The 11,719-nt window shown below is 42.4% G+C and carries 9 protein-coding genes and 1 other RNA gene; 6 read left to right on the top strand and 4 right to left on the bottom strand.

What is annotated here, in order from left to right; genetic code table 11:
* Nucleotides 1-285 precede the first annotated feature (285 nt).
* The 3 genes from H5993_RS00900 to H5993_RS00890 form a co-directional block, all read right to left on the bottom strand.
* The gene (locus tag H5993_RS00900; protein WP_204775863.1) at nt 286-1,176 is read right to left on the bottom strand and encodes a Rossmann-fold NAD(P)-binding domain-containing protein; all 891 of its coding nucleotides are present in this window, start codon (nt 1,174-1,176) and stop codon (nt 286-288) included.
* A gap of 15 nt (nt 1,177-1,191) precedes the next feature.
* Nucleotides 1,192-2,688 (bottom strand): glutamate--cysteine ligase, encoded by a 1,497-nt coding sequence (locus tag H5993_RS00895; RefSeq protein ID WP_204775862.1) that lies wholly within the window; start codon nt 2,686-2,688, stop codon nt 1,192-1,194.
* Nucleotides 2,689-2,932: 244 nt separating this feature from the next.
* Entirely contained in the window at nt 2,933-3,943 is a 1,011-nt protein-coding gene (locus H5993_RS00890) for an endonuclease/exonuclease/phosphatase family protein (protein ID WP_338033115.1), read from the bottom strand.
* A 129-nt stretch (nt 3,944-4,072) separates the two neighbouring features.
* On the opposite strand from H5993_RS00890, the gene H5993_RS00885 reads away from it, so the two are divergent.
* The 5 genes from H5993_RS00885 to H5993_RS00865 all read left to right on the top strand — a co-directional run bounded on the left by H5993_RS00885 (nt 4,073) and on the right by H5993_RS00865 (nt 7,197).
* Complete coding sequence (locus H5993_RS00885; RefSeq protein ID WP_204775861.1) at nt 4,073-4,531, top strand: YueI family protein; 459 nt, start codon at nt 4,073-4,075, stop codon at nt 4,529-4,531.
* 25 nt (nt 4,532-4,556) lie between these two features.
* Complete coding sequence (locus tag H5993_RS00880; RefSeq protein ID WP_239457928.1) at nt 4,557-5,813, top strand: replication-associated recombination protein A; 1,257 nt, start codon at nt 4,557-4,559, stop codon at nt 5,811-5,813.
* A 105-nt stretch (nt 5,814-5,918) separates the two neighbouring features.
* Nucleotides 5,919-6,106: non-coding RNA, 6S RNA (ssrS, locus tag H5993_RS00875), on the top strand.
* 242 nt (nt 6,107-6,348) lie between these two features.
* Nucleotides 6,349-6,636: a hypothetical protein gene (locus H5993_RS00870; RefSeq protein ID WP_204775860.1), complete on the top strand. Its 288-nt coding sequence runs from the start codon at nt 6,349-6,351 to the stop codon at nt 6,634-6,636.
* Nucleotides 6,637-6,711: 75 nt separating this feature from the next.
* A complete protein-coding gene (locus H5993_RS00865) occupies nt 6,712-7,197 on the top strand; it encodes a universal stress protein (protein ID WP_180871613.1) in 486 nt (161 codons plus the stop codon).
* A 298-nt stretch (nt 7,198-7,495) separates the two neighbouring features.
* Here H5993_RS00865 and ppsA read toward each other — a convergent pair whose 3' ends face one another.
* On the bottom strand, nt 7,496-9,895 hold the full coding sequence (gene ppsA / locus H5993_RS00860) for a phosphoenolpyruvate synthase (RefSeq protein ID WP_204775859.1): 2,400 nt from the start codon (nt 9,893-9,895) through the stop codon (nt 7,496-7,498).
* A 206-nt stretch (nt 9,896-10,101) separates the two neighbouring features.
* On the opposite strand from ppsA, the gene H5993_RS00855 reads away from it, so the two are divergent.
* Nucleotides 10,102-11,679: an amidohydrolase gene (locus tag H5993_RS00855; RefSeq protein WP_204775858.1), complete on the top strand. Its 1,578-nt coding sequence runs from the start codon at nt 10,102-10,104 to the stop codon at nt 11,677-11,679.
* Nucleotides 11,680-11,719 lie beyond the last annotated feature (40 nt).

The raw sequence follows: 11,719 nt of genomic DNA, 5'->3' as shown, positions 1-11,719 counted from the left end.
TCATTTCCTATACTCGAACTCGTAGTCCCACAACCTGAAAATCAAAATATCAAAGCAAAGATAGCGGAGGTCATTTTGTGATACGGACTCGCAGTCCCTGAGGCTATGGACGACCTTAGCTCTATCTTTAGGGTAATAAAAAAGTCCAGGATGGTAAAATTCATCCTGAACTAATCTTAGGTTGTTTGCATTTCCGAATATTACTTAGCAACTACAGTCAAAAAGCTCCACCAGAAGGCTTACGATGAAAAAGAAGCAAGCGGTAAGCAGCTTGCTCATTCTTTTTTACTTTTGAGTTAACTGCATCTCTTGATCAGCAATTGCCTGCCGGGCTACCTTGAGCTGTGCTTCTTCAAGAGGGTATAGTTTCAACAGCAAATAATTTTGGACACCATTTTGGCCTATCATAACTGGAAAACTCACATACCCTCCAAATTGAGGTTGATTTACTGCTAAGGTAAAAACGGTCTGTTGATCTTCAAAAATCGCTTGGATTAGCACTAACGTTAGTCTAGTTGCAGTCAGTACCCCAGCTTGACCACGCTTAATGTAATAATTGGTTAAACGTGCATTAACAGTTACCTTATTTTGATCAAGCTTGTGCCCGCTAATTACCTGGTCGTTAAAACGACCATTGATTCGAAATGTTGACCAAGCTGGGACTAAACGCCCATCGTGTTGGCCATATACATAACCAGTTACATTACTTGGCGCTAGCTGAAGCGTTTCCCCAATCGCCAGTTTCAATGCTTGGGTATCACTCATTGTCCCGGTTCCAATAACTCGTTGGGGCGGTAACTGCCATTGTCGCTGAATAAAAGCTGTCATTGCTTCATTCGGTTGCATTAAATTAATTACAATTCCCCTAAAATTACTCTCGGTGATTTGATCTTGAACCTGATTAATTAACTCCACCTGGTTTTTGAGTTGCGGTTGGACTGAGTTTAGCTCACCACAAGCAACAACCAACACCTTCGTTTGAGCAAGACTACTCCACTCTTGGACGCGAACTTGTTTAAAAAAGGGGTAGGCAAGTTTTAAATCGTTTGCTACCGCTACTGCCCTGTGCTCATCTGGATCAAGAATTATTAATTCGTCGACTTGGTGTTGGCTAACTAGGTTAGCGGCAACTGTTGCTCCAACCGTTGTTAGACCATAAATTGCAACTGTCCGCATTCTTTCACCTTCGCCTTAATTTAAATCTGGAAAAACCTGCTTAAGATAACCATCAGCTCCGTCAGGAAGATCGAAATCTTCGCCTGGGGCAACATGAACACTATTGCCACCAAACTCAAATTCAACATCATCATTAATCCACACTTGGATTCCTAAGAGGATTGCTGCCCGAATCAATCGTTGAACCGTTGGCGAATAACCCTTAGCAATTACACTCAACGTTTGACCAGACTGAATTAAATTTGAGAAGCGATCGTTAGCTACTTTCAGCCCAAATGATAAAAAGGCCCCTTGTTCTTTCTTTTCTTGAAGCTGACCAGCAAGGGTAAGGCTTGGGTCTTCAATCCGCCGTTCCACGAACTTCAATGCCAGACGGTAATTTCTTGGGGCATCATAATCTTCACAGAATTGTTCAAGTGCTTGGGTGAAACCCTCTGCTTCTTGGCGCATCCAATCAGTTTGCGTTAATGGTTCTTGGAGTGCCACCTCGTTGTTCCGTCGCTGAGCTGCCATAATTTGTTCTGCGGTATAATCCGGCTGTGGCGTTAATAGCAAATAGACCATCACTAATTCTAAGAAGTTAAGGGTATCTTCACTAATTCCAGCTGCTGCAAACGGATCAAGGTCAAACATCCGTAAGGAAATGAATTGAACCCCATCGGCAAGCGTTTGATCAATATCGTCAGTTTCGCCGCGCAAACTAACCGGAGCGAAAACTTCATGCGGATTTCTATAAGTTCCGTTAGCTAAGTAACCCTTTAAACTTTCGACATAAGTAGCTAACGAACTATAATTTAGCCGTTCATCGGGTAAGTTAGCATACCCATAGTCACTATTCCGAAAGCTCCGAACCTGATGGTCTACTTCTGGAAGGATAATTGCTTTTGCATCATCAGGAACTGGGCTTGCCCCAAACAAATAAGTAAACAACCATTCCCACATGATGTATCCTTGGGCCAGCTTAAAGTAAATGTAGTTTTTAAAAGCTGGTAAACTTGCGTGTTCAGTCTTACCAAACCGGTTATACAATTCTTCAATCAACTCTTCTTGCAGTGAATATCCGACATGAACCCCAGCGGTTAAGAGCCGGCTTGCCCCGTATTTTTTAACCAAGTAGTGATTAAAGTCAACTGCTCCTGGTTTCGTCGTATGGTCACTCAAAAATTCTAAATCATGAAGATAAACTGGCGCCGGTGCCATTGAAAGAGGCCACAAACGTTCAGTTTCATGCAGTTGGTGGTCAATAATTTGTTGAAGAATCTCAAGTTGACGAACTGCCGCCTTGGATTCTTTCATAATAACGGCATTAAATTCCATTAGGTTATCGTTTACCCCACTAGTTAAATATGGATTAATTCCACGGCGGTCTAACGTTTTAGGGTAAGGAAACTGACTTGCCCGACCATTTGTCAATACCCGGTGAGCTTCCATCCGGAGTCCAAATCGCCCTTCGTATAGTAATTTTTGCATTGCTGGCTCATGACAGGCAGCTTGTAATTTTTCTTTATCCATTTTGTTGTCACCCCTTTGGGAGGATTATTTAATAATTTTTGTCGACTTTCTCTTGAGATTCATCTTCTAACTTACCATTTTTTGTTTAATTTTCAATTGTATTTACAACCATTCTATCGACTGATATCCGATAAATACCGATTTTCATAGATTTTCTTAAGGAATTAATTGAAAAGTTAATTTTACTGGATTGTGGTCTGTTTCTTTAAAGTTGGTTTGGATATTATGAGCTTTAGCTTGTACATTATCTGAGACAATAAAACCATCGACGACTGTCGTATACGTTTTTCCCGGGTGATATGGTGTATCGGTCCCCCCGAACCGTAGGTGTTGTCCAATAATTATCAGCCCGAACAATCTTAAATCCAGCTGGAAGGTCTCGATTATCTAGTTTTGAAACCCATGCTGGAATCTTTTGATTAGTTTTAAAGTGAGTCATGATCTTATTCCCTAAAGCATGGTTAAAATCACCGCCGACAATTACATAATCACCCTTTGCACGAGCTTGCTTCATGACATGAGTTAACAGCTTTAATTGGGCAGCCCGCATCTTTCCACCTTTATCATATGCCGACATATGGGAGTTAATTAAAATTAACTTGTGACCATTCTCAACCGGGAACGTCAAAACCGCAAAGGCCCGGTCGAGGTCAACAAATTTTTCGATAAAGTGGCTTGAAACTGGATATTGACGGCGCTCTGCTTTTTGTATTTGGTAACCGGCAAGCGTTAATAATCCCGACCGAACTTTTCCGTGCGGATTATTCAGGGGAACCGCTAAATAACCAGAATGGAAATTTAAAGCAAAGACGCTTGCTAAATTTGGAAATTCCTGTTGGGCTCGTTGAACTTGATTTACATGAAATGATCGGGTTGAATTCGTATCAATTTCTTGAAATAAGGCGAAATCTGGATGTTGGCTTTCAACTACCTTTAACGCATAATTTGTCGATCGGATTTCTGCGTGCTTACTTACGGCCGTCCCATATTTTCCACGCGTATGATGTCCATTTTTTGTTTCGCCAGCGTCCATAAAGAAAGAGTAGTGCCGGTTATAAGCCCCAAAGCCAATATTATATGTCGTAGCTGTATATGATTTACCAACCTTTAACTCACTCTTTTGGGGATTTTTTACCTCCAAAATTTGATGGTCAGGAATCTGGTAGTAAGTTGCTTGTAAATAAACCACATATCCGGCAACCATTCCGGCCAAACATAAAATAATGATGCCCATTATTTTCCAAAATTTTTTCATTTCAACTCCCCCTCATATTATTTCATACTTTACCACATCTCTAGCTAATAAAATAAGAGCTTCTTTTGGCTGAAATTCCCGAAAATGATACAATAAGAGCAAACTTTTTCAAAATGAAAGGATCTTAAAATGCCACAAGGTGAATCTAAATTAGAACAACATCTTAACGCAAGTTTGTATGGGGTCCCAGAACTCAAAGCGGTTGAAAAACGAAAATACTTAGGAACTTTCCGAGAACGAGTTTATTTAACGATCAAGGTCACGCAACTCTCAACTGATTGGCTTCCAGTTTTCGAAAAAGAGATTGTTAAGAGCGCTGACCGGCTCGTTCTCATCAATGGTAACCTTGATGATCGGCTAATTCGCCCATATTTGCGGGTTGCCGCCCAGCATCAGGTTAATTTCACCCTAAAAACGGGATCAGAGTACCAAATAACGCCTGAAAGCTTGGCAATCGTAATTACTGCTTCAACGGCCGTTAACCTAGCCGAGGTTGATATTGCCAAACTATACCCTAACAATGTTTCTCAAGCTGATCATCCGCATAAAAATTCGCTTTGGGATCGACTACACCATCGAAAGGAGTAATCTCTTGCAACCACTTGCTTTTCGTATGCGACCACGCTCATTAACTGAAGTTGTTGGCCAGCAACATCTTATTGGTCCTGGAAAAATTATTTGGCGTATGGTCCAGGCTCATATGCTTTCTTCAATGATTCTTTATGGCCCTCCGGGAACCGGTAAAACCAGCATTGCCAGTGCAATTGCTGGATCAACAAAATATGCTTTGCGAACCTTAAATGCTGCCACTGATACCAAAAAAGACCTACAAGTCGTCGCTGAAGAAGCCAAACTATCCGGTACGGTGATTCTCTTATTAGATGAAATCCACCGTCTCGATAAGACAAAGCAAGATTTTCTTTTACCCCATCTCGAAAATGGCCGCATTATCCTAATTGGGGCCACCACCGAAAATCCCTATATTACAATTAATCCAGCAATTCGATCACGAACCCAAATTTTTGAAGTTAAGCCTTTGACGACCAATGACATGATCCAGGCCATTGACCGGGCTGTTACTGATCGAGAACGTGGCCTAGGAAAGATGAACTTGGCCTTGACTGCGGAAGCCAAGCAACAATTAATCCTAACTGCCAACGGTGATTTACGCTCAGCTTTAAATGGTCTTGAATTGGCAGCTCGTTCAACTGCTCCAAGCGATGACGGCGTAATTCATCTTACTACTGAGGTAATCACTGATAGTCTCCAAAAACGGCAAATTACTGGTGATAAAAATGGCGATGCTCATTATGACGTTATCTCAGCTTTTCAAAAATCAATTCGGGGAAGTGACACTGATGCCGCCCTTCATTACCTGGCTCGATTAATTGAAATGGGCGATCTACCAATCATTGCCCGCCGGCTCATGGTAATCGCCTATGAAGATGTTGGCCTAGCTAATCCCCCTGCTTGCGAACGCACGGTTTTAGCAGTTCAAGCAGCTCAACAACTTGGTTTCCCAGAAGCACGGATCCCGCTTGCTAATGCCGTAATTGAACTTTGCCTCTCGCCAAAGTCAAATTCAGCAATTTCTGCAATTGACGCTGCTTCGGCACGGCTTGCTAAGGGAAATTATGGGACAATTCCAAATTACCTTAAAGATGCCCATTATAAGGGAGCTACCAAACTCGGTCATGGGACTGAATACCGATATCCTCATGATTATCCCGAGGATTGGATTCGGCAACAATACTTACCGGATCCAATCAAGCAAGACCAATATTATCATCCTAAAACTAATGGTAAATTTGAAGTTGCCTATGGGCGTCAATACTTACAACTTCTTAAAGCCCAACGTGGTAAATCCTAGTTTGGTAATCCACAGAATCAAAAAATTAACTCATTTTCTTAATCCCATCTCATGTAACCGTTTCAAGTATTGCCCGATTAATGTTCGTGTGCTATGATAATGGCAGAAGTTCTGTTGTGTACGCATTGTCCATCTCGCAGGTTTGCCTTACAGTCTTATTACCTTGGGGTTAGTGTTAACCATTTTGCCGGCATGCCTTTTCACTTGGTAGCTGAACATTTGGCAACCGTACCCCACCTGTCTTACACGCAGGTCAACACTGTCGGACAACCAACGGCACGAACGGAGCTTGTACATAGTCATTCAGTAGGAATAAGCCTAACCAACAATTTAGGGAGAATAAGTTTGAACGCAGGTTGAGTCGTAAAATCTTTTACTCGGCCTTATCTTTGAAAGCCGTGGTTTTCGACTTGAGTTTCTGTGTAACAGGTAGAGATATGGAAAAGAGCTTGGAAGAAATTTGCTTTTCCTCCAAGCTCTTTTTATTGATTATTCTCTATTAAAATGCATTTACTACAATTTAGGAGGAAATACTTTGATAATTCGAATTTTAGTTTTTATCTGCGCCATGATTTTCTTAATTGAAACTAACTACTTTCGCACCCATCAAGAAAAAATGTATTTTGGAATGCCGATGAAACATCCGGAAACCGTTAAAACAACTAGTAAAATTTGGATGATTATTTTGGCGCTAATGACCATTTTAGCCTTAGTTGCTGCTTTTACAATGAATCTTGTTATTATTTTTACGACTTTGATTCTAGGCTGTATCTTAGAATTATTAATGGCAATTTCGGTTAGTTCAATTTTACTAAAACCATAACCTTCCTTTACGAATTGCCTAATCCGTTATAAAATATAAGTAAATAAGTAACTCATAAATAAGGGGGTAGTTCTTATGGCTATTCAACAATATCATCATATTTTAGTTCCCGTTGATGGTTCAAAGGAAGCTGAATTAGCTTTTAAGAAGGCGGTTGCCGTTGCTAAACGGAATGGGGCCGACACTGAATTACAATTACTTCACGTTGTCGACACCCGAGCTTTCCAAAACATTTCCAGTTTTGATAGTTCAATGGTTGAACAAGTTACCAAGACAGCCAAAAAGACCTTGGAACAATACATTGATTACGCAAAGCAACAAGGGGTTGAAAATGTTTCCTACACCATTGAATATGGTGCACCAAAGACCTTAATTGCCAAGGAAGTACCACAACAATCACATGCTGATTTGATTATGATTGGGGCAACTGGATTAAATGCAGTTGAACGGATCTTAATCGGTTCCGTTACGGAATTCGTTACTCGGACAGCTATTTGTGACGTCCTCGTTGTTCGGACAGACCTTGATAACAAGCCAATTAAAGTTGGAAAGAAAAAGTAAATTAAAACAATCTATTAAAAAAAGAGAGAGGCCAGGAAGAAACGCACGTTTCTTCCTGGCCTCCTTTGCATCTCCGAAGGTTACTCAGCAACTAAGGTCAAAGCCGTAGCTGAATGGTAATTGCTTCCCTGACAGTCGCACCAACCGCTTCAGCCTTGCATGGGCTCACAAACGCCAAACCCAGTTGGCTGGCTCGCTCCAAAGCACGACCTTAGCGGATCAGGACGAACGAAAGGCCGATGCTAAAGCAACCTGCATTCTGCTTATCCTAACCAACTAATCGAGGAGCTTTTCTTCATTACCACTCATAATCCGTTGTGTCTTGGCGACCGCGACCGGTAGCTTTGTCAAGCACGATCCGCTGTTCAAAATGGGCAACATTACGCTTAGTTTGCTTTACCATGTCTGGGTTAACCGATACATAATCAATTCCACTTTGAACCAAGAATTCAGTGAATTCAGGGTATTCTGATGGGGCCTGACCACAAATTGAAACCGTCTTGCCATCCTTATGAGCAACCTTAATTAAGTGACGGATTGCCCGCTTAACAGCTAAGTTCCGTTCATCAAAGAGCCGCGAAACCGTATCGTTATTCCGGTCACACCCAAGAATTAACATTGCAAGATCATTTGAACCAATGGAGTATCCATCGACATATTGATTAAATTGATCAGCTAAGATAATGTTCGATGGAATTTCAGCCATCATAAAGATCTTAAAGTCAGCACTCCGATGTAATCCTTCGGTCGCCATGATATCAGTAACCTTCTTAGCTTCTTCAACCGTCCGTACGAATGGAATCATGACATTCAGATTCTTCAAGCCAAATTCGTTCCGAACTTTCTTAACGGCGCCAAGTTCGAGCTTAAAAGCTTCAACATACTTCGGGTCGTAGTAACGAGAAGCCCCTCGCCAACCGAGTAAGTCAGCAGGTTCCACTGGTTCGTACTTTTCACCACCCTTTAAGTTCCGGTATTCGCTGGACTTAAAATCGGATAAACGAAGGACCATTGGCCGTGGCGCAATTGTCCGGGCGACCTTAGCGATCCCTTCGGCTAGCATATTAACGACTTTCTCGGGTTCACCCTTTTCAATTAAGTAAAGTGGGTGTTCATGAATATAAGAAGTCCAGAGGAATTCTTCCCGCATCAAACCAATCCCATCAGCTGGCAAATCTGCATACTTATCAATTAATTCCGGGTCTCCCAGGTTCATCATAACTTGCGTTGCGGTTGGAGCAAAGTATTCCGCCGCCGCTACCGTAGTTCCAACAGTAGTAGGCTTGGTTTCCTTTGGTTGCAGGCTAGCAACGATGTCACCCTTATAAACGATCCCATTCTTCGCATCAACCGTGATCACATCACCAGTCTTAACAACGTCCATAACCGCAGTTCCCCGACTTTTGGTCCCAACGATACATGGAATTTGCATTTCCCGGGAAACAATCGCCGCATGACAGGTCATTCCCCCATTGTTGGTAACAATGGCCTTGGCCTTCTTCATGGCCGGAACCCAATCAGGTGAGGTCATTAAGGTAACTAATACTTCACCTTCCTTGAAGTTATCGATATCATCAGGACTCTCAATTACGTGAGCCTTCCCAGCAGCTAAACCGGGGCTAGCCGGTAACCCTTTTACAACAACTTCGGCATCCGCTACTGACATCTTTGGCGCCTCCTCAGCATTCTTCTTTTCCTTGTTCCGGCGAGACCAAACGGTTTCTGGCCGCGCCTGGACAATCCAAAGCTTATTTGTCCGTTCGTCAAGGGCGTATTCCATATCCATGTAGCAGCCATAGTGGTCTTCAACCTTCTTAACGTAACCCGCTAATTCTTCAACTTGGTCATCCGTCAAGACTGGCTTGTCCTTAATGTCAGCTGGAACATCTTCTTGTTCGACCCCACTACCTGGCTTCCGGATCAAACGAACCGGTTTCGTGGTAATTTCCCGATCAACTATCTTCAGCGTCTTCTTATCAACAATAAAGTGGTCGGGCGTAACCTTCCCGAGAACGATGTATTCACCTAAACCGTAAATCCCATCGATCACGATCTTTGAATCATCCCCATTAGTAACATCGACTGAGAACATAATCCCAGCTGCTTTGGAGAAAACCATCATTTGAACCGCTGCCGAAAGTGCAACCTTTTCATGCGGATACCCTTGCTTTTGCCGATAGTAAGTTGCTCGATCAGTGAATAAGGAAGCGTAACATTCTTGGACTTTCTTAACAACATCCTTAGCCCCTTTAATATTCAGGTATGATTCTTGTTGCCCAGCAAAGGAGGCATCTGGCAAGTCTTCAGCAGTCGCACTTGACCGAATAGCAACAAATGGATCCTTTTCACCAACTTTTTGGCTTAATTCTTTATAGGCATCTTCAATTTCCTCCGCCAGGTAGTCCGGCATCTTGGCGTCGACAATAATTTGCCGAATCTTTGAACAAGTTGCGTGCAGTTCATCAGCATCTTCGTAATCCTTGATCCCCGCTAGTAATGCATTCACTTGATCATTAATCCCGGTTTCCTTCATGAAGCGCCGATACGCCGTGGCCGTCGTTGCAAACCCGTATGGTACCGGAACATCCATTGCAGACGTCATTTCACCAAGTGATGATGATTTTCCCCCAACAAGGTCAACGTCCTTGCGGCGAAGTTCATCAAACCATAAAACATTGGCATTTTCACGTTCAACCATGAGATAAACCTCCTTAATCAATGACAGCGTTTACATTATTATTTTAATTACTATCCATCATAAATGCAATTAACATTTTCTATATTTATGTATATTAGGCCTACAAATTATTAATTTCACAGCTTTATTTTCACCGGTTAACAACCAGGATGGTAGCGTTAACAACGCAATTGAGTTTATAATAAGACCATCAAAGGAGAATAATTATGACAACAACAATTACAAACGCAAAAATCTTTCTTGGGACTGACGAAACTAGTTTCGCTACCGCAATGACAATTGATCATGGCCAAATTACTTGGGTTGGTAATCAGGATGAAGTTACCGATCGAACAGCGATTGATCTTCATGGTCAAACTGTCTTACCTGGATTAATCGACTGCCACACTCACCCCAAATATATCGCTGATGCTTTACACGGGATTGCTTGTACTCCCCCAAAGGTTAATAGTATCGCCGAGTTAATTACGGCCTTAAAAAGTGCCCCTACGTATGGCCAAGGTGAAGGGGTTTGGATTGAAGGTTGGGGCTTTGACGAAACAAAGTTAGCTGAACACCGCGCTCCAACAGTTGATGACTTAGATCAAGTTTCAACGACCCAACCGATCTTTCTTTACCGTTCTGACTGCCACTCTTCTGTCGGTAATTCAAAGGCCCTTGAATTAGCTGGAATTGACGCAAACACGCCTGATCCCGTTGGAGGAAAAATCGGTCATTTCGAGGATGGCCGGCCAAATGGCTTTATGCGGGAAGTCGCAGCCAGTCAATTATTAATCCGGGCTAAGTCCGCCCAAAATTATCAAACCGATGTTAATAACCTTGTAAATTCTTCCCAGCATTATCTTGAAAATGGGATCATTGCCATTGGCGAAATGATGGGCCGGCTTCACCCATACGACTCGCTGAACTTATACCAAGATGCCGTCAAGGCTGGCTTCAAACCTCGGGCATCAATTTACTATGTTTTTGACGAACTAGGGGATGAAATTTTAGCTCCTGGTGATGACGATCAGCTCCGAATTGCTGGTATCAAAGTCTTTATGGACGGTTCAATTTCTGGGGAGACTACTGACAATAAATCCCCTTATCCTTCTGGCAGACGGGGAGTCTTATTAACTAACCGCCAAAAACTTGAACGTGCTGTTGAATATGCGCAAAAACATCATCTCCAAATTGCTATTCATGCCATGGGAGATGCTGCTATCCAATTAGTTATAGACGTCACTAAAGATCTTCAGCCGTGGTTAACTGGTACTCCCTCCGTTCGGATTGAGCACGCTTCATTGTTAAGTGATCAAATTTTAAAACAAATGAATGATGCTTCCATGGAATACGGCTTAGCCACTCAGCCGATTTTCTTCTTTGCTGAAGATGAATCCTACCGAAATTATCTCTCACCGCAACAATTTAAATTAGCTTATCGGCTAAAATCAATGTTAACTACAAATGCTTTAACCGCCTTAAGTTCAGATGCCCCATGTACTCCATGGTACGAACCTGATAGCCCGTTTTATAGCATTTACGCTGCGGTCACACGGAAGACCGCAAACGGGGATCTCGTTAATCCTGAAGAAGCGATCACCGTTCCACAAGCGATCCTTGGTTATACGAAATGGGCTGCTCAATTAGGACAATTCACCCATAATGGAACCCTCGAAGTTGGTAAAGCCGCTGACTTTGTGATTCTAACGGCCGATCCATTTACTGTTCCTCATGAAGAACTTCAAAACATCCGAGCCAAAGAGACCTGGCTACGAGGGAAGAAAGTTTATCAACGATCGTAATAATAATGAAACCGGCAATTAAGTAACCGTAGGATTTAGT

This window comes from Limosilactobacillus alvi (assembly GCF_016900115.1).
Classification (GTDB): Bacteria; Bacillota; Bacilli; order Lactobacillales; family Lactobacillaceae; genus Limosilactobacillus; species Limosilactobacillus alvi.
This window is presented reverse-complemented; position numbering and strand designations above follow the sequence as displayed.